Genomic DNA, 26091 nt, shown 5'->3' with positions numbered 1-26091 from the left:
ATAAAAGCTCCTGAAACTTCAGGAGCATAGCTTGTCTATCGCTTATTCCAATCCTGTTTCCTGTATCTCCAGCGCAAGTAGTTCTGCCTGATGGGCTGCATTCCACTCTGGAATGCCCGAACGCATGAATTCGTCCGCATCCATCGCCGCTTTGGATTGATTACACAGATTGCAGGCACATACACAATTGAGCGGTGTTGTATGTCCACCTTTGGCCCGTGGAAGAAGATGATCAATAGTATCTCCATAGGAGCCGCAGAAGTAACAGGTATACTTGTCACGGTCCAGAATAAACCGCTTGAAATCCTTGTTGCTGAACAATCGGCGAATGGTATACCGATTAATCACAACGGCAGCTTTTTCCTTCACCAGTGTAACGGCAAGTTCCATATCCACTTCCTGATGCCAGCGGCGTCCTTTGTCCGTTTTGCCGCGCATGCGCACCATGCCCTGACGGTTGGTCCGGAGCGAAGCCGGATCTTCCGGGTCAATCGCTACCGGCGGCGCGTGATGACGCCGCGGTCGGCCATCCATGCCAGCCCCGTGACTGCGGCTGGCATGCGATGGCTCGCGCCCGGCGGCGGCTGGCTGTGCCTTCGCCGCCGCAGAAGCCTTGCCCGTGCTGGCCTCGCCACGGGCAAGGCCGGGCTCCGGCGCAGGGGCCTCAGCAGCTTCGCTGCGGGCCTGCCCTGCGCCGGGCGCGAGCGCCGCTGCAAGCTTGCGGCGCCGCTTGCGTTTGCGCCGGGCTGCGGGTGGCTCGTCCGCAGCCACAGGCGCTGGCCCTGCTGCCGGGCCTTCCGGCGTAGCCGGCAGCAGGGCTTGGGCCGCCGATGCTTGCTCGGCGGCCGGAACTGCAGCGGCAGCTCGCTTGCGCGTCCGCTGTGCACTGCCCTTGCCATTCGCAGCGGCTACGCCTGGCGAATGCACATCGCCGGGCGGAAGCTCCCCGCCCGGCGGCCCCACATCCACCGCATACAGATTGGTGGATGCCTCACTCTCGCTCTCTGCCTGAGCAGAGGCATGCGCATGTATCACCTCTGACGGCTTCTTTTTCCGCCGTCTTCGGCGTTTTTTCCGCTGGCTGGGCGTATCACTAACCGAAACGATCATACCATCCTTCTCCGTCTGGCCGATCACAGCCCCAGCTTCAGAAGATACCGGACTTGCTAATTCATATGAATTTACCCGGTTCCCCAAATCACGGCCTTGTTCCTTACCTCCGGCTGACCCCTGCAGCGCAATCCGCTCATTCCGTTCCCGTTCATTCTTCACCGGAGATGACACCATGTCTTCCCGAAGGTTGTTGTCCATCCCATCTTGACCACGACGCTCCAGCTTTTCAGATGGAGATGCTTCGGCTACTCGCATATCACGGTTATGTTGCTCTCGTACACCGAGTTGACGACAACGGCGACAGGCTCCGCGTCTGGCTCCGGAACTCGCACGCCTTCCCGTTCTACGCCGAAACTCCGACGCAGGCCGTCGCTCTCCGCAATACATACATGTCTTGGTTTGTCGCGTTTCGTGTTCTGTCTTCCCTTCGCGGAAAGGGGCTGATCCTGTCTCCATGGTTGTCACCTCGGTTCCGAATGAATCCGGTTTCTTTCTATTGTATCACAACTGCTCGCGAACACCCTCATAGCCGTAAGCCTTGTACTCTTCCGACTTAAATTCAGTTATCTGCTCACTGCATTCGTGGAGAATATGCTCCACATATTCCAATATATCTTGCATCGGTTTCCCGCATTGTTCACATCTTGTCATGTATGATCACCTTGATCCTGTTCTCGAAGTTTCTATAAGTTGAACTAAAGCTGTCTACACGGAGCACTACGCCGACAGAATAACCTTCCCATCGCTGTTATCCCCGGATTTTTCTGTCCTCTCCGTTTCTGTGTAAATAAATAGTTCAACTTATATAGTAGTTATTATCTTTCCGCCTTATGATTACCCTTGTATTATGAAAAAGAAACATTCGTTCCCACGATAAACACCCATAGTATCTGCAGAACCCCTGAATCACTTCAGCACAACAAAAAACCATTCTCAAGCTCAACCTAAGGCTGAACCGAAAAATGGCTTTTGAACAGGTATGATCTGACTTCAAGATCAAACATCCACTTGCCCCGAATGTTGTTGCGGTACAAGACGCGGCTTCGGTTTGGGCAAATTACCAAAGATAATCCAGGCATGTGGCAGGAATCGTGCCGCCAGCCCGACCACAATCCATGAAGCGATCAGTGCAATACCAAATCCGGCGGCGTACCACAGATGAATCAACCAGGATACCCCCGTTTGGGGTGGATGCTCACGATAAAACAAAAGGAAAAACGGATGAATCAGATAAATGCCGAAGGATAATGCACCCAGTCGATTTAGCGGTTTGACGATTAGTGCAGGACCTTTGCGGTAGAGCAAGTATGCAATCTGGATAATGACCAGTGCACAGGCAAAGGTATGCACATTCCAGAAAAGCTCATACCATAACGTGTTATAGGTCGCGATTTTCAACCGTAGCAAATAATAAATATATACGTGAGCAAGTCCCGCCGTGATCCACACAACCCACAGCACAATCCATGAAACTACGCGCACTTTAGTTGCATTCGCCCGGCTGATCACAAACCATTGTTTGATCTGCGGGAAATACACGCCCATAAAAGCTCCAAGCATGAAATAGGAGAAATAAGAGAAAGCCCAACTTCCTTTGTTGGGCACCTGGAACCCGTATTTATTACTGACGATGAAGGCCCATTGAATAAAAAGCCCGATCGGAATAGACCACTTTACAACAGAAGGATGTTTCTTCAATAGCCATAGCACGAGTGGGAAAATGAGATAAAATTGCATATTAATAAAAACAAAATATAGATGCGTGTAGGCTTTGCCTGTAAACAGCCTTTCAATAAAAGTAATCAACGACTCATTAAACGGGCGTCCCTGGTAATACAGGTAATGCAGCACAACAAAATACATAATCGAAAACAGGAAGTAAGGCAACAAAATGTAGACAAAGCGCTTCTTGTAAAAATTCGTGACTAATCTCTTGTCTAGCGGACGGGTATAATAATTATAGAACAGCACAAAGCTGCTCAAAAAAATAAAGGTTGGTGTACCATATTTCATGAAAATATTAACAAAGTTGTACAACCAATAATAACTGGAATTGGTCATTTCCAGCGTAGCATTGGAGGTGGAATGTACAAATAGCACACCGATAATCGCCACAGCCCGTACGAGATTTAACTCCGGGATTCGTTCTCTTTTCAGTGTTTGACTCATGGTTTAGAGGTTCTCCTTTATGTATTCGTCAATATGTTAAATATGACTTAGTCCATTAAGCTCTCTATCTATTAAAAGGCATATCGCTTAACATGTGTAGTCCAATTCCTTAATTTTTCTTTAATTTCCAAGAAGTTTTCAGATCATTCACATCGTCAGACATATCAAAAAGACCGCTGTGACGCGGCCTGAGGCTTGTTGTGTCGTTACTCTAACTTTTTTTATTTACCGGTACAAAAATGTTAAACTCAGGTTCATGATCATTGGAATCCTGCTTCATAGGGTACACTTCATAATGCGTAAGCGGTTCATTCGATAGAAAAAGTCCCTGTTCTTCAATCCAAGCATAGATTAAATGATAAGAAGATTCAATGGATTCTCCTTTGATATGGGTGTATTTCACATAATCATGTGCCGGAACTTCAAATTGAACCATTCCCTCCGGGACATTCGGAAATGCCACGTCATCTACCTGGACGGCAACATAGTGGACAAACCCGGTTTCTGTCATATGATACGACAAACCCAATAGCTCATCCGGGTGCATCATATTCTTGATTTCATGCAGGCGACGCTTAAATTCGGTCTGCACCTTGCGAATACCTCCAGCCCCTGCCTCAGCGAACGTTCCCTCCCATTTCAGACCAATCATTGTTGCGGCCTCTTTACCGATCAACTCTGCAGATTGTATTTGTTTCATACACCTCATCCCTTCGTTCAACAATAAAATCGACAATGCCATGTTTTCCTGTTCGAACTCTATCTTATACTAAAACAGTAACAAATTATGTAATTAAATACCATATTTAATTTCATTTTGCACATGTCCTAATTTATATAACAAAAGGCAAGGAGTTTCCTCCCTGCCTTCATTATCATTCAACATTCAGTTTTTCTCCCGACTCGCCAGAATCTGCTTGTACACGTCAATGGCTGCCTGTCTGGAAACTTTCAGATCTACGATCGCATCCTTGCGTGGTTGGTGAATCTCCTTGCTATGCAAATCCTTCAACTCGGGTAGCCACTTGCGAATATAGTCGCCCTGAGCATCATACTTCTCAGACTGCGTAACCGGATTATTCACACGGAAATATGGCGCAGCATTTTCACCCAGCGAGGTGCACCACAGCCAGTTCCCCCGATTCTGGATGTTATCATAATCTTTCAGCTTCCTTCTGAAGTATGCTTCACCCAGCGTGAACGGACACTGAAGGTTTTTCGTCAAAAACATTGCTGTCAGAATGCGGAGCCGATTAGGCATATGCCCAGTCTCGTTCAGTTCTGTCATGGCTGCATCAATAATCGGAATGCCCGTTTCCGCTCTGCACCAACGTTCGAAATGAGTATCTTGAAGAACAGAGAGATCATACACTTTTTCATACGTAAAATAATCTTGCTCATAGACTGCCCTGTACAAGTAGAAATCGCGGAAACAGAGCTGTCTGATCCACTCCCCAGCTTCGGAGATACGCTGTGCAGCATCATACATCTTGCGAATAGATACTGCCCCCACAGCTACATAAGAGCTGAGATGGCTTGGCTCATAGGCCTCGAACTCATCCCGATGATCCCCGTAATCTGCTACTCGTTCGGAAAGAAAACGATCCAGCAACATATGTGGATTCTCTTCATCCCCTGCCTCATCCGAATTCTCCAACAAAGCATGAGGAACCTTCATAGCCTCCGGCCAATCCACATTTCGTTCAGTGACGTCCACGTCTGCAATCGTGATTGCCGATGGTGGATTAGGATGTTCATTCATGAATTCAACCCAGCGTCGATGGAAGGCAGCAAAAACTTTATAGGGTTCTGATTTGCCTGTGAAACTGGCGAAGGCTTTCAGATCAACCAGCAAATGATCCGTCAGTTGGGTGAATGTGATCCCATAGGATTCACAGACTTTACGTATCTCTCGATCCCGTTCCATCGCATATGGCGTCATGTCCCGATGGACGACAATCTCACTGATCTTGTCCTCCATGTGGCTCAGTAACCAATCCACCACTTCGGCGGGTTTGCCATAAGCCACTTGCAGCTGCCGTTTCGCTTTCTTATACATTCTGCCCAGTGTTGCAGCATGACGGAGGAAGTTTGCACCGCTATGCTCCTTCTCCCGGCCTTGCCGGAGCAGGAATGGATCATAGATCAACACATGCAGGCTCTCTTCTTCCTGCTCACGCAAATAATCCAAAGCGCTTAGATCATCTGTACGCAGATCTTTGCGGTGTATGAATAATTTCATGCGCTACACCCCTTCTGCCTAGGGCGTGTCTTGAAACCTACTGAAGTGCATCTTTCACCGCCTTTTCGCCCCCCCTGCTGCGTCGGTTTTCCTTGCTTGGAACGAAAATTCAGCAAAACCTGCCTTCTTCAGAGTTTTCAGACACGCCCTAAATATCCATTGTCTATTGTTTGGTCAGACTTTCGTAGAGTTTGCTCGTTTCAGGCTCGGGCTGATGTCCCAGATCCTCTTTCAAGGTCAATGTAAAGGAATGATACAGTCGCAATATGCCTTGTTGATCATCCATGGAAGCATAGACTTCCATCATTAACCGGCAGATTTCTTCTGAATAAGGCTCACGTTCCTGCAATTCCATTAATAGCTCAATCGCCTGCTCGCCCCGCTTGTGGGACATCTCCCAATGAGCGATATCCATGACAAGTCCCATATACTTACGACGGAGCTCCCTGCTCTTGGATCTGGCCCAATCATAGTCATGCTCCTCCAGATAATCGCCGCGATACAGCAGGGCGACCTGTCTCAGCTCGTTCACATTATCCGAAGTAACAGCTTCATAGGACAAGGCTTGCTCAAATTGTTCAATATCGCTCACCAAGTTACCTTTCAGCAGACGATAACGGTTCATATTGTACTCCAGCTTGCCTGTCATGTTCCATTCCTTCAATAATTTGCGAATCTGATAGACAGAAGTATGTAGCAGTGTCAGCCCTTTATCCTGAGATACATCGGCCCAAAGCTTATCAAGCAGAACCTCCTTGCTTACCCACTCTTCCCGGTGATGAAACAAAAATGCAAATAACTCCTGAGATTTGGTGGTGCGCCATTTATGCTTCTCGGCGCTATGATCCATACTTCTGAATATATCCAGATGTTTAAAAGTCAACAAACCAGGTGCTTTCAATTCCAACTCCTCGGCCTGGGCTTCAGGTTCCGATTCTTGCAACTCCATCGCCGCTGCTGTCTGGGCGTGATAAGACATCGTACCTGCAATACGATCGATGGTCTTGCTAAGTCTGGCAGAACTGACCGGTTTTAATACATAATCCAGAGCATGCAACTCGAATGCCTCCACCGCATGGTCCGCATACGCGGTTACAAATATGATTCGAATGCTTGAATCGAGTTGCTGTATATATTCAGCTGCTTCCAGACCATTAACCTCTGGCATACCAATATCCAGAAATACAACATCCACACGATCAATGGTCAAATAATGAATACCTTCGCGTGCTGTTGAAAAACATTGAACAGGATTAATTCTTCCATCTGACTGCAGCAGGCGCTGCAGATGAAGCTGCGCCGGCTTCTCATCATCAATGACTATGGCTCTCAACGTTCCCCAACCTCCTGCCATGAGAGATTTAATATGGATAGCCGCTATATCGGCTTTGGCTTATTCATGTTAACCATACTTACCCAACCATGAACTCAAAGTCTCATGTAAAATGATTAACCTGGTTCAGCGGAATATGAAATTGAATTTGTGTACCGCTTCCTACATGACTCTGAATATTCAGTCCCTGTCCATAGAGCGACATAAGACGGCGATTGATATTTTGAAGCCCAACACCTCCGGGACCTTCTGTTCGACCTGACTTCACCTGAGCCATACGTTCAGGAGGTATACCCACACCGTCATCCTGTACACGAACGATGACATCGTCACCTTCCTGGAAAATATGAAGCCGCACCGTACCGCCTGCAGCCCTCTCCATAACCCCATGACGAATCGCATTCTCTACAAGTGGTTGAATGGTGAGCGGTGGTAAAAACAACCTTAAATCCGGCTGTACTTCATATTTAACGACAAGCCTGTCTTCAAACCTCGCCTGTTCCAGATGAACGTAGGACTCTACCAATTCGAGCTCTTTGTACAACGGAACCAGTTGATCCCTGTTCTGAAAATCAAAGCTACCTCGCAAATAATGACTCAATTCGATAAGCAGGTCCGTTGCCTTATCGGGATCTACAGCACAAGTTGCAATAATTACATTCAGCGCATTGTAGAGAAAATGAGGTTTAATCTGTGCCTGAAGAAAGGCCATCTCCGCCCGAATCGTATCCTGTACAGAGGTACGCAGGTCGATCAGCGTTCGAACCCGCGCCCGTAATTCACCCGCATCGACAGGTTTACTCAGAAAATCATTTGCCCCCGCCTGGAAGCCATGCCGAATATCCTCGGGTAATCCACGAGCAGTCAGCATCAGAATAGGCAATTCGGACAACGAACGATGCTCCCTAAGCTTGCGACAAAGCTCCGGACCGGACATTTTGGGCATCATCCAGTCGGTAATAACCAGATCTATGGATGGGTGTTGCTCATACAGCTCGATTGCTTTAATGCCGCTGTCTGCTGCAATGACCCGGTAATGCTCCGTAGAGAGCAAGTTCAGAAGCACATGTCGATTTACAGGATCATCATCCACAATCAGAATCGTAGGTTCCCCAACATGATTCCCATCCTGTTCCTGCATTGGACTGGAGTCACTCAAATCCCCGGCAACATAGTCCTTCGCCTTTTTCCCTTGTGTTGTCACATAACGAGCCGGCACGGGGTTGATCTGTTCTTGTAGTAACGGTAATTGTACAATGGGTAACGTAAAATGAAACGTCGATCCGACTCCCGGTTCTGATTCGACCCATATTTCGCCTTCACCCAACTCAACAAGTTTTTTCGTGATGCTGAGACCCAGCCCGGTCCCCTCATAAGCCCGTTCCATCGTTCCATTGCTTTGCTCGTAAGATTGGAAAATATCATGCAGCCTTTCGGATGCAATCCCCACGCCAGTATCCGCAACAGATACTCTGACCTTGTCCCCTTCCACAGAGGCATACAGCCGGATCACGCCATGCTCCGTAAACTTGTAAGCATTGCCAAGAAGGTTATAGAGAATCTGCCGCAACCGATGCTCGTCTGCTTCCACCAACGGTAATGCATCAGGCCACTGCTGAATCAGCACAATGGGCTTGTCATCGAACGTAAACCCCGAAACCTCAACCACTGTTCGAGCGACCGACTCCAGATCAACAGGGACACGATTTAACTCGATTTCACTGTTTTTCAGTTTGGAGAAGTCCAAAATATCATTGACTAGCAGAGATAATCTTTTCCCGGTAGCAGTAATCATGGACAGATTTTTGGCTTGTTTTGGCGTAACAGCTCCTGCCGCTCCTTCCAGCATAGACTCCGCAATGTTAATAATGCCATGTAGCGGTGTCCTCAGCTCATGCGACGTATTCGCCATGAATTCATCCTTGAGGCTGTCAATCACCAGCAAACGCTCCGACAAAGCTTCCACTTCAAGGAATGACTGCGCAAAACGAATAGCTGTAACAAACATCTGAATCAGAACAAATAACAAAAGTTCAAGCAATGCCAGAAAAGCGGTATCAATGGCCACAAATGCCCCGATCGTGAACAACACAACAACCATGATAATACTCATTAGGCCGACCAACGCAAAGTGGCTGTCGTTTGTCCTCTTACGCGACCAAAAGATCATGGTTCGTATCGCATAAAATAACACCGAGAACGAAATAAGCAGCATCGGTGCTTCAAAGGCCGAGAATAGTGTGGTGGGAAAAGTAAGACCTATCAGAGACTGAGCAACAAGCAGAATAAAGCCCAAACGCACAAACCAACCATGGACGGCCCCCGGCACTAACGCAGCCAGATATCGAAGCAAAAAATAATACGAGAATGCTCCGCTGAGAAGTTGAAGTCGAAGCATCACATCATGCGTCAGTAAAGGTATAAATGTGGCCAGCAGCTTCTCACCATGCGTGAGGGCATACAATGCACCCGAGAGGCTGAACAGTCCTAGAAATTGGAGCTCTTTCTCACTGCGGCGCAGCCTGAACAACACGAGAAAAAAAACAGCGGGCAGAATAAATCCAAACAAGGTCATCAGATCCTTGAGCCCGTCCAACTGCTGGCTTCGGAAAATACTAGCCTCATCCCCGAATAAAACAGATGCAACTATACCTCCAGAGGCATAGCTATAATTGGATACCTGAATAATAATGTCAGCTGTATCTCCCTCTATGGAAGTAAAGCCTGTAAAGGGTAGATTCTTTTGACGGTCTGAATCTTTGGTTACCCCAGGAGAACCCATACCCCCTATGAGATTTCCATTAATAAAAATGCGATGTGACATGCGTATATTCTGTGTATGAATCCCATAACGCTTTTGTAAGTGGCTAGGGGTGAGTCGCACTTGCAAGTGATATGTTCCATAACCTTGTCCTTTTCCAAGTGCTGCATTCCATTTGGACGGAACCCGAACATCCATAGGAGCGGACAAGGGTCTGCGGCCTGACATATCCGCTTCAAAATCTTCCGGACCGAGCAGCTTGTCAGGATAGTAGTTCCAGATGCCATTTAACCGAGCGGCACCTTCCTGGCTGAAATCCCATTGACGTAGATCTATACGCCCCTCTATAACCTGAGGATTGTCCCGCTCACTGATCCATACCTGGGCGATCCATCCCAGTGGAAGCAGAACAACACAAATGAAACTTAGCGTCAACATGATCCAGTGTTTTCTCATCTATGTATTCCTTCCACGCTCATTACAGCGACAGATATCACTTTTTGTCGATTTTTTTCTATAGATCCATGTTACACGTTTCCGGTGCTCACGGAAATAGTTCATGAACAGTTTTAGCTCATTTCATAGCAAAAAAATACTTTTAAGGCTTTCTTATGGTAGGGCGGCAGGCCAAAAAGCCCCGAACTATTCTCGCCAGATGGAAACCAGGGAGAAGCCGGGGCTTAGGGATGCTCTTAGGGTAGGGTACGTAGGCACGTAGGATACGCGACGCACATCATACATTTCGTGATATTTGTGTTGGCTGGTTTAAGCTTTATTTGACGGCCTCTGCTAGCTTCTGCACAAGACCGGCCCAACCTTGAGCCATACGTTCACGGATCACCGCATGAGCCTGTCCGAATTCAGTCAGTTTATCCGCATCCCAGCCGCTGTGAATCAATGTAAAATGGGTGCCTTCCGCTTGTTCTGCAAGTTCAAATGTTAACGTCCAATCTTTTCCCCAGCGAAAGCTCAGCTTCTGTTGCGGTTGCACTTCAATTACTTGGCAAGGGGATTGTCCAAAAGGCCCTGCTTCCAGTGTGAATTCATGTCCTTCGACTGGCTCCAAATCGCTGGGCATAAACCACGAACCCAGGCCTTCTGCTGTCGAGACCTTAGGCCATACTTTTTCAAAAGATGCCCTCAATACAAGTTCTTCCTTAATATCCGGTAATGCCGTTGGTGACGACTCCATTCAGGGTTACCTCCTTGACGCTTTTTTCTAACTCAACCTATAATGGGTTTATCTTACATATAAGGTGTGTGATTCCTATGATAGTCTGCTCTGAAAAATCCATTTCCAAACACGGTTGCCGGAAGGGATAGTTCCGCAAGAATTTACCTTCCACACTTCTGTTTTAAACATACTTACTAGTGGAGGTATTATACAATGTCATTCAGTTATTACGGCCCTTTATGCACCAAGGTATACGATATTACCAAGCCCATCGGATACTCCTTGGGAGGCGATATCGAATTTTACAGCAACCTGCTGCAGCATTGCAACGGACGCATTCTTGAAGCAATGTCAGGTTCTGGCCGAATGCTCATTCCATTACTCGAAACAGGGTTGAAAGTTGATGGAGTCGATTATTCAGAAGCTATGGTTAAGTCCTGCCGTTCCCGATGCACCGAACGTAATCTACCTATGCCTGAGCTGTTTGTAGCCGATCTTGAAAATTTGCAGCTTCCCTATCGTTACGAAGCCATTATTATTCCAAGCGGCTCACTGATGCTTATTCAGGATCGTCGTACTTCTATTCGAATCCTGCAGAATCTGTATGATCACTTAGAGGCAGGGGGCAGGTTAATCTTTGATCTCTTTTTGCCTGACGTGACGAAGCCCGCTTCCATTGATACATCTACTGTTCGCTTACCAGGCGGTGACACGATTACCATTGAAGTGAGAACGACCGAAATCAATCTGTTGCACCAGTATAAAACAAACCTGATTCGCTATGAACAATGGCACCAAGGTAAACTCGTGGGCACGGAGATGCAGGAACTCACCTTAAGATGGTATGGTGTGGAGGAGTTACGTCTTGTGCTGGAGAAGATTGGATTCACCGATATCGAAGTCTATACAGACTTTGATCCCGAGCAAGCCCCCACACAATCCAGTCAAAAGTTCGTCTATGAAGCAAGACGCAAGAAATAGTTATATGAGTTTGGTGCACGATTTGAACTACCCATAAGATATGCACCAAATAACGATGGTTCATCAAATTGGCCACCACGAACGCCTTACCAACGATACACTAACAATTCAAGAAAATAGGATGCAGAAATTCTAACGATCACCACGGGCCTTATTTGCCCCTAAACGAGGCTTTCCAAATTCTAACGATCTCCAGTGAGCTTATTTCATCGAAAAACCTGAAAAACAGTTCCCATTGAAGCAAAATAGGCTAAATAACGTCTCTGCTGATCGTTAGAAAATAGGAATGGCTAAATTCGCCTAAATAAGGTTTCTCCTGATCGTTAGCGCTCTCCACGGCCGCTAAGCACTATAGCATGGCTTTCCTAGTACCCGGTGCCCTGCTTCCTGATAGGAAGCGTAAGCCACCACACCATCAATATCCCCGAGAATATTGCTCGGCAATCGCCGCCTGCTCTTTGCTGACACCTAGTTCAAGAGCAGCATGATTGGCCCAGTACGGGTCACGTAACATGCCTCTGCCAATGGCAACCAGATCAGCATCACCGTTGCCGATTACGGCCTGTGCCAGTGCCGCTTCCTCCAACATGCCTACAGCGATTACAGGTGCCTTCAACTCGTCCCGAAAACGACGGGCAAAAGGAACCTGATACCCCGGATAGTTCCCGGGTTTACGCTGACCGGATGGCCCTTCACCGCCCGAGCTGATATGGAACATGTCCACGCCTGCTTCCTGATAGGCACGGCCAATCTCGATGGTATGATCGAGATCATACCCGCCGTCCGCATACTCCACCGCAGAAATTCGCATAATGAGCGGCATGTCAGCAGGCATTTCTTTTTTCACCGCACGAATCACCTCTACACCAAAACGAGACAGATCTTGTCCATACACATCCTCGCGATGATTCATCAGCGGAGAGTGAAATTGGTGAATCAGATAACCGTGTGCACCATGCAGCTCGATTGCATCTACACCCGCTTGAACCGCACGACGCACACCATCTGCGAACTTCTGCACCATCGCTTCCGCTTCTTCGGTGGTCAATGCGCGCGGCTCTTTATATTGTTCTCCCGGAAACGTGACAACAGAAGGAGCAACAGGCTGGGGCGCATCCTCGGCTTTACGTCCTGCATGTGCGATCTGGATCGCCACTTTAGAGCCGTAAGCATGCATTCCGTCTACCAGCTTGGCGAAGGCGGGGATGTGTTCGTCTGACCAAATCCCCAGATCATTGTCTGTAATCCGTCCGTCCGGGTCAACGTCTGTCATTTCAATAATAATAAGTCCTGTTCCACCCACAGCACGGCTCACATAGTGAACCTGATGCCAATCATTCGGGATGCCATCCTTCGCCGTAACCGAATATTGGCACATCGGTGCCATAACGACACGGTTCTGTAACGCTAAGCTTTTATATTGATAAGGTGAGAATAATTGCTCTGTCATTGTTGAGTACAACTCCTATCCATAGTCTATATTTGTAGCTTAGTTGGGTGAACATGTCATCCGCCTGAACTTAATCAGTTTGGTTCCTGATCGGAGAACATCTTCCCGTTTTTACCGTAGTTATCTTTCTCCAAATCCTCTATGAAAATAAAGACCTTACTCGCTTCCACACCCAGCGTATCGCAAGCAACCTCGGTCATTCGTTCGATCAACTGGCGCTTCTGCTCCTTCGTTTTGCCTTCCAGCATCTTCACTGTAATAAATGGCATGATCTAACACATCCTTTCTTCATAGCTATTATGAACCTGAGGTTCAAAAATTCAAGTACGCACTTTTTGGTGCCCTTCCATCCCATTAGCAGAATACCCTTCTCGAAATCAGGTCAAAACATGGTATGATATCGTTACAAACTCACCAAAAGGGATATCCTACCAATAGGATTCCATTTTGAAAGGCTGAAGGAGATGTCACCATCCCGCAAAGCACAAACACATTCTGGAGTGCCTGATATCCTGAATGTGATGTGATCCAATGATAACGTTACACTTGTACAGTCTGGCAGATCATATTCAACCTATATATTACCCATAAAGGAGCGATTTCACTTGAAAGATATATTGATTCAGAGACTTAGCACATACGTACAGATGGATACCCAATCCGATGAAAATAGTGACACCTGTCCATCCACGCCCGGACAATTGGCGCTGGGCAAGCTTCTTGTCGAAGAATGTACCTCCATCGGACTACAAGAAGTCACGATGGATGAGAATGGCTATGTCATGGCAACACTTCCGTCCAATACGGACAAGGATGTGCCTGTCATTGGATTCCTCGCCCATCTCGACACTGCTACCGACTTTACCGGTAAAAATGTAAAACCACAGGTTGTCAAGAACTATGATGGCTCTGATCACGTGCTGAACCGGGAGCTGGACGTTATTTTGTCCACTAAGGACTTCCCTGAACTCCATGAGTACAAAGGACATACGCTGATTACCACCGATGGCACAACATTGCTCGGTGCAGATAATAAAGCAGGGATTGCCGAGATCATGACGGCGATGGCATACCTGATCGAGCACCCGGAAGTGAAACACGGCAAGATTCGGGTTGCTTTTACTCCCGATGAAGAGATCGGCCGCGGTCCACACAAGTTTGATGTCGCTGCCTTTGGTGCTAAATACGCCTACACTGTAGACGGCGGGCCACTAGGGGAACTGGAGTATGAGAGTTTTAACGCGGCAGCAGCCAAGATTACGGTACGCGGTACGAATGTGCATCCCGGTACGGCAAAAGGCAAAATGGTGAATTCACTGAAAATTGCGATGGAATTAAACAGCAAGCTACCTGTAGAGGAAGCACCTGAATCCACCGAAGGTTACGAAGGCTTCTACCACCTGCTGGCGATGGAAGGTGATGTAGAGCTGACGAAGATGCACTATATTATTCGTGATTTTGATCGGGAGAAGTTTGAAGCACGCAAAACCAACCTGTTAAACATTACGGGCGAACTGAAAGCGAAGTATGGAGATAAAAGCGTTACGGTAGAGATAAACGATCAGTACTACAATATGCGCGAAAAGATTGAGCCGGTTCGCCAGATCGTTGATATCGCGCACGAAGCCATGACAAAGCTGGGTATCGAGCCAATTATTCGTCCAATTCGGGGAGGAACAGACGGCTCCCAGCTCTCCTACATGGGCATGCCAACACCGAATATCTTCACAGGTGGGGAAAACTATCACGGCAAGTTCGAATATGTATCGGTAGATAATATGGTCAAGGCCACACAGGTTATTGTGGAGATTGCACAATTATTTGAGCAACACGGGAATGTCTGATCGAAGCAGACGGGATCAAGGTTGATTCATACAGAATAGACAGAACGCAAAAGAGCACCTTCTTCGTTAAAGGGTGCTCTTTGTAGTATCAATTCACTCGTATACATTCCCTCCTGCAATCTCTCGTAGTTCTTCCACGTTCTGAATGACGATTTTACGCCCTACTTTGCGAATAATATCTCGTCTGCACAAGTCCTGAATAACCCGATTGAGATGCCTGTAGCTGGTACCCAGCAGATCAGCAAGTTCCGTCAATTTGGATGTCTGAATCTCCTCTGATGCAGCTGTATCCTGATCAGCCGTAGATAACATATAGCTGGCAAATCTGCTTTCAACAGGATAGAGCATGTTCAGGCTCGACAGATTCGAGAACGTGTACAGCTTGTGTGTCACCTGACTCAGCATAAAATGGAGGAATTTCGGATTCTCCGCATACGTATTCTGAATGACACGGTAGCTGATGGCGAGTAACAAACTGCGATTCACAGACTGCACGATATTGTTCGCTTCTTTTCCATTCACAAGCTCCAAGTCACCCACAAGGGCGAGTGGTGTACTGAATCTGAGCAACAGTGACTTGCCATTCGGCAGTGTTGTGAAGATTTTGAGCTTACCTTCAACGAGAAAATATAAACGTTCAGGACGTTCTCCTTTTTCACAAATAATCTCGCCCTTCTCCGCCTCAAGCAGACGCAGCTCGGCAATTAACGTTTCGTCCAACACCTGATCCAATCCATGCTCCCGGACAAGTTGTCGCATAAGCTCAAAGTTCAACACTTCCTTCATCCAACCCACCTCCAACGTGATCTGTCTGATAAGCAAAATAAATGGACACATGTCCTATATTTCAATTAAATTAGCAACGAATAATTGGCATAAAAACAGTTACAACTAGAACTAATATCCAAGAAAACGCACCACATGGGAAAAAGTTGGAATATCATTTGGAAAATAGTTCGATTTTCATGCAATCAAGCATTCAGGATATCCGATTTTTGTCCGATGAACAATAGAGGTTCTGCAAATTTTCCAATTCACTTTACATTTAAATATTGAGAGGATGATTGAGTTCCATGAGTAACATAAACATTGTTGACGCACTGTTAAAATCCTTGCCTTACATTAGCCTGATCCTGCGGGAGCCAGCAAGCTTGACCGTGTATGACCACGAGAAAGTATTAGATGTGATTATGACAGAGAAGTTCAATCTTGGATTTGAAAAAGGCATGAAACTTATCGATTCCTATCAAAACTATGCTGTTTTGAAAAACGGTCGGGAAGCTACACTCTCTACATTGCCCAAAGAAGTGTTTGGAGTAGAGCTGGATACACTGAACGTTCCCATCTTTGATGATAATAATAACGTTGTGGCTGTATTCTGTGTATCCTATGACCAGTCCAATCAGAATCAGCTTGAAGACATCATTCAAGAGAATCAAGAAATCAATGCCAACCTCGTGGATATGGTGCAGCACGTTGCGGCTCACGCCGAGGAGCTGCAGGCTACCAGCGAGCAGATTTTAGAGAACACACGAATTGCTGTGCAGAACTCGTCCCAGATTAACAAGGTTGCTGGCTTCATTCGTGAAATTTCGGAACAAACCAATTTGCTCGGCCTGAATGCCGCAATCGAAGCTGCCCGTGTAGGTGAAGCTGGTGCCGGATTTGGTGTCGTTGCCTCCGAAGTGCGTAAACTCTCTGTTGATGCGAAACAAGCAACGACCGATATTGATGCCAGCTTGAAAGACGTACAACAAGTGATTCAGCAGATGGAGGTTGAAGTATCCCAGATCGCTGCTTCCTCGCAAGAACAGGCAAATCTGGTTGCATCCTTCACTGATGTCATTGAGAAACTCAATGATACAGGTGCACGCATGAAAGCTCTGTCCGAACAATTGATCAGCTACTCCGTCCAAAAGTAACATAAGAAATAAGAGCAAATCATACACGAACGATCCGCATAAAAACCTTACTGATAGATTGAGGTATGTAATAAACAGGACTTGGAATGCCATCATGGTAGTCCAAGTCCTGTTTTATAGCGCGTTATAACAAGCTTTATTCGTTTGTTGACACTTTGGACGCGCCAAGGATGACATCAATCTAAATCATAAACAATCTTATCCTGTTGCATCCAGCTTTCCTGCACCCGTTACTTCCTCTTCCGACTCCCAGCATTCAATCTCGCCCGGAATATGAATCAGATTACGAGTGAAAACAGGATCACGTCCCTCTGCTTTCTGCCGCTTGTAATCCTTCAAGGCTTCGAAGGTGACTTTGGACAACATAAAGATGGCAATCAAGTTCACGACAACCATCAGACCCATGAACAGGTCAGCTAAATCCCACACCAGTTGCACCTTCGCCACCGCACCAAATACCACCATGCTAATCACAGCAACGCGATAAACCCAGAGCCACACTTTGTTAGACTTTATGAATTCAATGTTTGTTTCGCCGTAATAGTAATTACCAATCAACGTACTGAAGGCAAACAGGAATACCATCACCGCCAGAAAGCCTGAAGCCCACGAACCGATGTGTACACTGAGCGCAGCTTGAGTCAGCTCAATACCACCCAGATCTGAACCCTGATATACCCCGGATAATAAAATAATCATAGCCGTACTTGTACAAATAACCAGTGTATCTGTCAGAACGCCAAACGCTTGGATCAGGCCTTGTTTGACCGGATGAGAGGTATCTGCCGTTGCCGCAGCATTTGGCGCACTACCCATGCCGGCTTCATTCGAGAACAGTCCACGTTTAACACCATTCATCAGCGCAGCACCCAGTGTCCCGCCAGCGACCTGTTCGATGCCGAAGGCATTTTTCACAATCAACGCAATCATTGCTGGAAGTTCTGTGATGTTTGCGAGCACGATAAATGCAGCCACCCCAATATACAACACGGCGAGCACAACCACGATATATTCTGATGCTTTCGCGATCCGTTTAACCCCGCCCATAATGATACCTGCAAAAACAACTGCCATAATAATGCCAACCGTTAAGCGGTCTGTTCCAAAGGAGTTTTGGAATGCTACTGTGATGGTGTTGGACTGTACAGCGTTAAAGACCAAGCCGAACGAAAGGGTGATCAGGATAGCAAAAAGAACCCCCATCCATCGTTTTCCAAGCCCACGTTCCATATAATAGGCCGGTCCTCCGCGGAATCCGCCTTTATCTTTAACTTTGTAGATCTGAGCCAGTGTGCTCTCGACGAAGCTCGAAGCCGATCCGATGATCGCAATAACCCACATCCAGAAAACAGCACCAGGTCCACCAAGGGCTATAGCTAGTGCGATCCCTGTAATGTTTCCCGTACCCACACGTGCGGCCATACTGATACAGAAGGCTTGAAATGGGGAGATTTTACCCGGTTCCTTGCTCTTTGGCTCTCTGAGTACCTTGACCATATCACCGATCATACGGAATTGCATGAACCTCGTTTTTGTCGTGAAATAGACTCCGCAGACGACCAGCAGAATGATTAACAGTTTAGACCAGAGAAAATCATTGAAAAGAACGACAACATCTTGTATTGTTTGCTCCATCGATACGCCCCTTATTATGATGTATTATTAAAAAAGACTACTACATTCGTTTCTTATCCCAGCCCTGTGTCTGACCGAGTGCCGTGCTTGAAACAACTGAACATTTGCAACATTTTACACAACGACAGGTTCAGACTGATGCATGTTACTTATACTACAAGTGCATCTACCGAAATAGACAAATACCTACATGCTTTCTGGACATTTTTTTTGAAAATGTGCCTCTCTCATCCAGTCATTGTCATCTAACCTTACATGTGAGCTTCTATGCAGATTTGCGTTTGGGAAGTATGATAGGAGAGGTGTCTCAGGATACGGAGATAAGCATGATGTAAATAAAACAGGATTTTATGGCGAGACAAACGGCCGTTTAAATAAAGCTTTTTTAGGGAAATACCGTGATGAATTGGAAAGGACGTGAACAATTTGCGTTATTTTATCGTGGATGATGATCCAAGCGTGCGTTCCATGCTAATGGACATTATTGAAGATGAAGGATTGGGTGACATTGCCGGGGAAGCCGAGGATGGAGCCCATATTCATGCCGAATTGCTGGAACTACATAAGGTGGATGTCCTGCTGATCGATCTGCTGATGCCGCATCAAGACGGGATACAGACCGTACGTGCACTTGAAGGAAAGTTCAAAGGCAAGATCGTGATGATCTCCCAGATTGAGTCCAAAAATATGATTGGAGAAGCCTACTCCTTAGGCATTGAGTATTATATTACGAAACCGATTAACCGGCTGGAGATTCTATCCGTGCTTCGCCTTGTGGAAGAGAGATTGCGGATGCAGCAGTCTATAGCGGATATTCAGCGTACACTGCAAGGACTGACGGGTCTACAGACAGGTGAGCGCAAGCAGGTGCAGGCTCCGGACAAAACCATTACTACCACAGGTCATTTTCTGTTGTCCGAGATGGGCATGATCGGGGAGGCTGGCAGCCGAGATCTACTGGACATGCTGGAATATCTCGAACAACTAGAGACGGAGGAACATAAGCTATCACCTTACACCTTCCCTTCGCTCAAAGACATCTTCCAGCAAGTAGCTCAGCGTAAACTAGGAGAGACTGCATCGGCTGCAGACATTACCAAAGAGGTGAAAGCATCGGAACAGCGGGTGCGCAGAGCCATTTTTCAGACACTAAGTCATGTAGTGTCTCTTGGATTGACAGACTATACCCATCCAAAATTCGAGAACTACGCCTCTAAATTTTTTGATTTTACAGAGATTCGCAAAAAAATGCTCGAACTGCAAAACAACGTGGAGCCCTCGCTGTCCCAAACCCGCATTAATACGAAAAAATTCGTGCAGGTGTTGTACCTGGAAGCCAAGCGCATGCTTCATTAAACCAAAAAGGGCATGAACGATCCACCTCCAAAGCTCCCTCACGGTAATGTGAGGTTAGCCCTGACGGTGATCTTCATGCCCTTCCTTGATTGGGGTTGATGTGTTACTCTGTTCGCCCAAACCATACAAATTCATATCATGATACATTGTTGCAATATATAGTTGCATTCCCGTTCTGTTCACTTTCACGTGCGTGTCTGATTCCGGGATACTCGATTATACTCATTAATCAATTCATCTAGTGCCATCGACTGCCGAATGACTTCAGGATGTCCAAGCCTTCCCTTATTATGCTCCACCAGTTTATGAAGGTTATGCCTGGCTTTTTCTATTTTGTTTTTCAAATCCAAACTCATAACCATGGCCCCTGATACCTCCTTCATTTGTGTTCCATTGTAGTGTTTCCTGTCAATCTATAGTTGGATTAACATATGGCATAGGAGACATGGATGTTTTGTATGCTTCTCCAAAATTTGAAAGGGCTAATTTCATTCTAATAGAGATTGGTGAAAAATACCAGATGTAACGCCATGTTGTCACATTCTTCCCACTCTATACGCAGCCTTTGTTTATACTCTTCAAGCCCGAAAAGGCTTTGTGTCATAATTGTGTATTTTATAAAAATAAACCAAAATGCACCCCTCCAATCTCGAACCCCATGGTTGGTGTCCTTCTGAGAATGGAGAGATGCTCTCGGTTATCTCTTATTCATGTCGGATGAAGCTGTCCTGTCTGTTATGCTGACGTATATTTATACATTGGATATCCGTTATTTAATTTGGAATATTAGTTCGTAACTTTCACTTGTATTGTTTCACTTGTTGTCTTCCCATGATCATTGACCCATTCCACTACATATTCATAATCACCGACGGCACGATCTTTGATCTCAACCTTGGCTGTCTGCCCATGAGGAGAAGATGCCGTCAACGGCTGGCTGTCAATCTCCGTACCATTCTCATACAATCGGTATGATGTGGCATTCGTGCCCCACCACATATTCATTGTGATTGTATAGTTGCCATCTCCATCCCAATTGTCGTGGGATAGCTCTGGCTGAGATGGTTCAGCATTGCGAACGGTTATCGTGAGCGGTTGACATTCCGTTTTACCTTTAGCGTTCGTTAGCTCACACGTATATATATAGGTACCATTGGCCCGACCTTGAATGGAAGTGGATGCCTTCTGCGCTGCAGGGGTAGATGCAGATAACTTCTGACGATCTAGCAGTTCTCCGTTCTCATACAGCTTATACTCCGTACCATTGTTCCCCCACCACATGTTCATCGTCACCGTGTAGGTTCCATCACTAAGCCCGTTTCCGTGACCGTTATTGTCTGACAGAACAGGCACTCCGGGAGCACCAGTAGCCTGATCCCCGGCCACTACCGTTATTTCAACGCTCACCTCGGCGATCAGTCCCGCACCATTCTCCGCACGAGCTGTAAAGATATGCTTGCCGACAAGCCCAGCCAGCACAATCTCATCCCCTGACTGCACAGTCTCTCCATCCCAAGTCAGCTCCAGACGTGTAATACCCGATTCAGGGTCTTCAGCCTTCACCTTCACTTGAAGCACATCATCCTCGCTCATCTGCTCCGCTGGCATGCCTGTAATGACTGGAGGTGTGGTGTCTTCCGGCTCTTGCGGGCCACCCACATAGCGAATATTCGGAGCCTTCGGCTGTTCCATGCCTGCACCGAGATAAAAGCTTGTGTGTGGAGGCTGGTTATAAGCAACATTTTGCCATGCTACGCCAAGACGATAGACTGGATCATGCATCAACGTACGAAGACGAACATCGGTCTCATCGGTTGTGGTATAGATCCGTAGCTCGGAGCTGTCTTGACTGCGCCAAATCACTTCCTCACGCCAGTCGCCAAATAAATCGGCTTGTAAGCTTGGATTGGCTTTGGTTCCATTGTTGGAAGCAGCTCCTGTTGCTGTCAGCAGGTTAACCGTAGTCTGATTCTCGTAGTCCCACTTGTCGATTCGAATACCATCCTGCAGTTCACGCAACAGATCGCCGTCCCACCAAATTCCAAAGTTTGTGGAGGAAGGAATCTTCGTTGTGATCAATTCTCCCTTGGCACTATACAGCCCGGTAATCGGAATATGCTGTTCATTGGTAATCGTAGCCGCCCATACCTCAGCTCCCGGATAGTTTGGATCGATATCAGCTGCCATACCGCGCCCCGTGTCCATCCCCGTAAACACTCCCCAAAGCACTTCACCTGTGGCTGCATCTCTCATCTCCATGCCATATTTCGAGCTTCGGTCCTCATGTACCCCGAATACCTCCATCCCCGGACGGGTTGGATCAAGGTCACTCAGATGCATCGCATCTCCATGTCCCAGTCTTGTGTTGTAAAGTGGCTTACCGTCGTCATCAATTGCCATTGCTCCGAATGTAATCTCATCTTTGCCATCACCGTCCACATCACCTACGGATAGGTTGTGATTCCCCTGACCTGCATAGGAACCGTAACCCTCATCGTTCGAGTCAAAACGCCATACCTGACTGAGCTTACCATCCTGAAAATTGTAAGAAGCAAGTACTGTACGCGTGTAATACCCACGGCTAAACATCGCACTCGGATGCTCTCCGTCCAGATAGGCAACAGCCGCAAGGAAGCGGTCTACACGGTTACCGTATCCATCCCCCCATGCAGCAACGTCTCCGCGTGGCGGATCATACTTCACTGTATCCAGTGCCGCCCCGGTCTCTCCATCAAATACGGTTAGAAACTCATCACCCAGAAGTACATAACCGGAGCTGTTACGATGATCTGCATTCGCATCCCCGATGACTTTCCCTTGTCCGTCAACGGTTCCGTCTGCGGTCTTCATCATCAGTTCAGCCCGGCCATCTCCATCAAAATCATAGACCAGAAACGGTGAGTAATGTGCCCCTGCCCGAATATTCGGCCCCATATTGATCCGCCAGAGACGGGTTCCGTCCAGCTTGTAGGCATCCATATATACAATGCCGGTAATTCCGGCCTGAGAATTATCCTTACCGTTATTCGGCGACCACATGAGCACGATCTCGTACTCGCCATCCCCATCGACATCCCCGACACTGGCATCTCCTGCATAGTAGGAATACGGCTGCCCGTCTTTGGTATACGCATCGGCAGGTTTCTGCAGCGGCACAGACAGGTATTGCTCCTGCCATACACCGAACTCTTTCGTCGCCGGCTTCTCTATTCCATTTTCTACCGTCGTAACACGGTATTTAGAACTGTCCGTACCTTCGGCATCCGTATAGTTCGTGCTTCCTGTCAGAGGCTCTGCGTTCAGCTTCACACCATCACGATACAGATTGAAAGCAATCGAATCCGTATCCAGCCCCAGCATGCGCCAGCCAATGTAGTTGCCTTGCCCCGTTTTCACCGCAACCGGTGCACGATCCAAATACTCCATTGCCCGGTTCAGCGTTGTAGCTACCGGAGTTTCAAGCACGCTGGACAGCTCGGATACGCCGCCTGCATTCACCGAGGCCACTTTATAGTAATAAGGAACCGTACTGAGAATGGTGGAATCCTTATATAAAGTTTCCTTGGTTCGATCAATCATCTCATAAGGCCCATTCTGGCTTTTGGAACGGTAAATTTGGTAGAATCGTGCACCAGCAGCTTCATGCCATGTGAAAGAAACATCGTTTTTCCGGATCTCTTGTAACGCCAGCCCGGTAGGTGCTTCCGCTTTCGTTACACTTGGATCAATCGTAGATACATTCAGCGCATTGGACGCGAGCGATTCCGTTCCCGTCTGATCCACCGCTGTTACCGTGTACACATAATCCATGCCAAGTTCGATCTGATTATCCGTATAGGCTGGCTCATCAACTGTGGCAAGCATTTCTGGTTTAGTTGCTCCCGCAGATTGCCGATAGACCTTGTACTGTACATCTCCAGCAGCCGCCTCCCACGACAACACTGCACGGATCGGATCGCTGTTCAGATCGAGTTCATCCAGTTGAAGCCCGGATGGAGACATAAAGGTTGGTGTGATCTCCAATCCATTGAGATGTGCGGTCTGTCCACTGAACACCAGATTCATCTGGCCGTCCTGCACTTGAACATCGTTGATAACCTTCTCAGCTATATTTTGGGCACCCGAGGATACGGTCCCGTAGTCCTTGCCCTCGATATTGATATTCGTTCGTGCGGAGCCGATCCAGTCTCCAATGTAAGCCTTAACCGAATAACTGCCGTTAGGTAAATCCACCTTGAATTCATAACTTCCGCCAAAATAAATGACAAAATCGCGGCGCAGCGCATCCGTGGCATTGCCACGATCCCGATCCGCCATATTCGCCGAAGAGGTCAGGCCGTAGCCCCGCTCCTGCGTGTATAAGGTATTCCTTGTCACTTCGTTATACCCTTCCGCGACCGGAGAGCCAACGGGGCCAAAATCGTATCGATATGCAGCCGACTTCGTTGTGAAGCTCACCTCGTCCGAAGGCTCGGATTCGCCTCGACCATTCACGGCAGTGACACGTACCGTATAGGTTTCACCTTCGGTAAGGCCAGATAAGTTCATGGTTGGAACCGTTGCTGTTCCGGCTAGCGTATACGCAGATGCTGGCTCGGAAGACAGCTTGCGATAGATTTTATAGATATCTGCTGCATCATCTGCTGTCCATTTCAATACAGCACCGGCATTACTGATGCTACCAGTTTTCAGACCGTTTGGCTTCACCGGAACCTCGGCAGGCACTTCAGCATCTTTCACGGCATCGGCCAGCGGAATATCAAGTTCACGCACCGCACCCGCAACCATTCTTGCGATCTGAATGGCACCGTACTCCTGAAAATGAGTATTGTCAGCAACTCCGTTAGGGAACGCCTGATAAATACCCGGTGCAACATGCAGGAACACCGACAGTGTAGCCTCAGGCCCAATCGAGTCATAATATTCGATGCTGAGTTTGCTCAGATCAATTAGTAGCACATTGTTTTCGGACGCTACTTCTTTGGCTGCCTGAACATATTCAGGGAAGGAAACATTGAATTTACCCGTACTCGCATTGAAGTCCCTGCGCCCCATCGGCGTTACCAGAATCGGCGTTGCCCCCCGTTGCCGCACACCGTCTATGTAGGTTTTCAGATAGATTTTGTAATCGGCCGGGGAAGCGTAGCGGTCAGGCACACTGATGGTCGCATCATTATGTCCGAACTGTACAAACAGATAGTCTCCTGGACGGATTACTCTCAGAATTTCATCCAGCCGTCCTTGGAAAATAAACGACTTGGAACTGCGTCCACCAATGGAATGATTTTTGATCTCCACGGTATCGTTAAAAAAGGAAGGAAACATCTGCCCCCAGCCCGCTTGCGGCTCCCAATACGGATTGTAGGTCTGCATCGTGGAATCTCCTGCCAGATACAGAACAGGTTTGCTTCCCGCATCACGCTCAGCTTGCTTGGTAATAACCAATGCATTCAGATTCGCAGCGGTACCGGAAAATACCAGATTCATCTGACCATCCACCAACGCGATGTCAAAGTTCATCTCCAGATACTCGCCTGCCGCCTTGCTGTTCAGTTGCACCTTGTTCATGCTTTCTACATCGATGGCAATCTCTGTAGCTCCGGCTGCATCCCCGGCAACAAGCGAAACAGTATAGTCACCGTTCGGCAAATCCACGTTGAATTGTCCACCTGTAGCAAATGTTGCAAAATCAGACTTGATTGGATCACTCGTTCCACGATCCTGCACCGTCACCTTGGATGCATCCGCAAAACCATATCCCCGTTCCGAGGTATAAACGGCATCCGCTCCCACACCCGTATACCCCTCCGCCACGACTCCTGATCCAAAATCATATCGATAAACGGTTGTTTCCCCAGTATCAACAGCTGAATCCGGTGCTGCCGCACTTACTGCTGTCTTACCATAGAATGCACCCCATCCCAAGCTGGAAATCGTAAATATGAATATCAGCACAATTAAACCGAGTTGCCGCGTCCGTTTTGCAATCATCTACACCCACCCTTTCGTTTCTTCAACATGTTTTTCTGCTGAATTAAATAAAGTAAGCGCTTGCATTTTGTTGATGTACAACCCTCCTACGATTCTTACAACTCTCCCTGTTCCTCTCTG

At 47.4% G+C, this 26091-nt stretch carries 18 protein-coding genes; 4 read left to right on the top strand and 14 right to left on the bottom strand.

The genetic code is table 11. The features are described 5' to 3' along the window. Positions 1 to 42: 42 nt before the first annotated feature. From BLQ13_RS29180 to BLQ13_RS15260, 8 genes are all read right to left on the bottom strand, one after another. Positions 43 to 1569: an HNH endonuclease gene (locus tag BLQ13_RS29180; RefSeq protein ID WP_420848943.1), complete on the bottom strand. Its 1527-nt coding sequence runs from the start codon at positions 1567 to 1569 to the stop codon at positions 43 to 45. Positions 1570 to 1614: 45 nt separating this feature from the next. Beyond that, positions 1615 to 1764 (bottom strand): hypothetical protein, encoded by a 150-nt coding sequence (locus BLQ13_RS28560; RefSeq protein ID WP_167375748.1) that lies wholly within the window; start codon positions 1762 to 1764, stop codon positions 1615 to 1617. A gap of 345 nt (positions 1765 to 2109) precedes the next feature. Next, a complete protein-coding gene (locus BLQ13_RS15285) occupies positions 2110 to 3282 on the bottom strand; it encodes an acyltransferase (protein WP_090921549.1) in 1173 nt (390 codons plus the stop codon). Positions 3283 to 3493: 211 nt separating this feature from the next. After that, complete coding sequence (locus BLQ13_RS15280) at positions 3494 to 3982, bottom strand: GyrI-like domain-containing protein (protein WP_090921547.1); 489 nt, start codon at positions 3980 to 3982, stop codon at positions 3494 to 3496. A 186-nt stretch (positions 3983 to 4168) separates the two neighbouring features. After that, positions 4169 to 5524 carry a cryptochrome/photolyase family protein gene (locus BLQ13_RS15275; RefSeq protein ID WP_090921545.1) on the bottom strand — a complete coding sequence of 452 codons (1356 nt, stop codon included), beginning with the start codon at positions 5522 to 5524 and terminating at the stop codon, positions 4169 to 4171. A 163-nt stretch (positions 5525 to 5687) separates the two neighbouring features. Next, the gene (locus BLQ13_RS15270; RefSeq protein WP_167375747.1) at positions 5688 to 6857 is read right to left on the bottom strand and encodes a response regulator; all 1170 of its coding nucleotides are present in this window, start codon (positions 6855 to 6857) and stop codon (positions 5688 to 5690) included. A gap of 103 nt (positions 6858 to 6960) precedes the next feature. Further along, positions 6961 to 10074, bottom strand: a complete 3114-nt coding sequence (locus BLQ13_RS15265; protein ID WP_090921541.1) for an ATP-binding protein — start codon at positions 10072 to 10074, stop codon at positions 6961 to 6963. Between the two features lie 316 nt (positions 10075 to 10390). Beyond that, the gene (locus BLQ13_RS15260) at positions 10391 to 10810 is read right to left on the bottom strand and encodes an SRPBCC family protein (protein WP_090921539.1); all 420 of its coding nucleotides are present in this window, start codon (positions 10808 to 10810) and stop codon (positions 10391 to 10393) included. 195 nt (positions 10811 to 11005) lie between these two features. On the opposite strand from BLQ13_RS15260, the gene BLQ13_RS15255 reads away from it, so the two are divergent. Next, positions 11006 to 11773 carry a class I SAM-dependent methyltransferase gene (locus tag BLQ13_RS15255; RefSeq protein WP_090921537.1) on the top strand — a complete coding sequence of 256 codons (768 nt, stop codon included), beginning with the start codon at positions 11006 to 11008 and terminating at the stop codon, positions 11771 to 11773. A gap of 415 nt (positions 11774 to 12188) precedes the next feature. On the opposite strand, the gene BLQ13_RS15250 is transcribed toward BLQ13_RS15255, so the two are convergent. After that, on the bottom strand, positions 12189 to 13223 hold the full coding sequence (locus BLQ13_RS15250; RefSeq protein WP_090921535.1) for an NADH:flavin oxidoreductase/NADH oxidase: 1035 nt from the start codon (positions 13221 to 13223) through the stop codon (positions 12189 to 12191). A gap of 74 nt (positions 13224 to 13297) precedes the next feature. Beyond that, positions 13298 to 13492 (bottom strand): 2-hydroxymuconate tautomerase, encoded by a 195-nt coding sequence (locus tag BLQ13_RS15245; RefSeq protein WP_090921533.1) that lies wholly within the window; start codon positions 13490 to 13492, stop codon positions 13298 to 13300. 336 nt (positions 13493 to 13828) lie between these two features. On the opposite strand from BLQ13_RS15245, the gene pepT reads away from it, so the two are divergent. Continuing rightward, the gene (pepT, locus tag BLQ13_RS15240) at positions 13829 to 15067 is read left to right on the top strand and encodes a peptidase T (RefSeq protein ID WP_090921531.1); all 1239 of its coding nucleotides are present in this window, start codon (positions 13829 to 13831) and stop codon (positions 15065 to 15067) included. 93 nt (positions 15068 to 15160) lie between these two features. Here pepT and BLQ13_RS15235 read toward each other — a convergent pair whose 3' ends face one another. After that, entirely contained in the window at positions 15161 to 15853 is a 693-nt protein-coding gene (locus BLQ13_RS15235) for a Crp/Fnr family transcriptional regulator (RefSeq protein ID WP_090921529.1), read from the bottom strand. Positions 15854 to 16149: 296 nt separating this feature from the next. Between BLQ13_RS15235 and BLQ13_RS15230 the strand changes: the two genes are divergently transcribed. Next, the gene (locus BLQ13_RS15230) at positions 16150 to 16989 is read left to right on the top strand and encodes a methyl-accepting chemotaxis protein (protein WP_090921744.1); all 840 of its coding nucleotides are present in this window, start codon (positions 16150 to 16152) and stop codon (positions 16987 to 16989) included. A 198-nt stretch (positions 16990 to 17187) separates the two neighbouring features. Here the strand turns inward: BLQ13_RS15230 and BLQ13_RS15225 are convergent, their stop codons facing one another. Next, on the bottom strand, positions 17188 to 18624 hold the full coding sequence (locus BLQ13_RS15225) for an alanine/glycine:cation symporter family protein (protein WP_090921527.1): 1437 nt from the start codon (positions 18622 to 18624) through the stop codon (positions 17188 to 17190). A gap of 426 nt (positions 18625 to 19050) precedes the next feature. Here BLQ13_RS15225 and BLQ13_RS15220 point away from each other — a divergent pair, with 426 nt between their 5' ends. Beyond that, the gene (locus BLQ13_RS15220; protein ID WP_090921525.1) at positions 19051 to 19980 is read left to right on the top strand and encodes a response regulator; all 930 of its coding nucleotides are present in this window, start codon (positions 19051 to 19053) and stop codon (positions 19978 to 19980) included. Between the two features lie 185 nt (positions 19981 to 20165). On the opposite strand, the gene BLQ13_RS15215 is transcribed toward BLQ13_RS15220, so the two are convergent. Both BLQ13_RS15215 and BLQ13_RS29030 read right to left on the bottom strand, forming a co-directional pair. Beyond that, entirely contained in the window at positions 20166 to 20342 is a 177-nt protein-coding gene (locus tag BLQ13_RS15215) for an aspartyl-phosphate phosphatase Spo0E family protein (RefSeq protein ID WP_090921523.1), read from the bottom strand. A gap of 424 nt (positions 20343 to 20766) precedes the next feature. Then, positions 20767 to 25971 (bottom strand): rhamnogalacturonan lyase family protein, encoded by a 5205-nt coding sequence (locus BLQ13_RS29030; RefSeq protein ID WP_090921521.1) that lies wholly within the window; start codon positions 25969 to 25971, stop codon positions 20767 to 20769. Between the last annotated feature and the right edge of the window lie 120 nt (positions 25972 to 26091).

Source organism: Paenibacillus polysaccharolyticus, assembly GCF_900102085.1.
Lineage (GTDB): Bacteria > Bacillota > Bacilli > Paenibacillales > Paenibacillaceae > Paenibacillus > Paenibacillus polysaccharolyticus.
The sequence above is the reverse complement of the archived record's forward strand: the minus strand, read 5'-3'. Positions and strand labels throughout refer to the sequence as shown.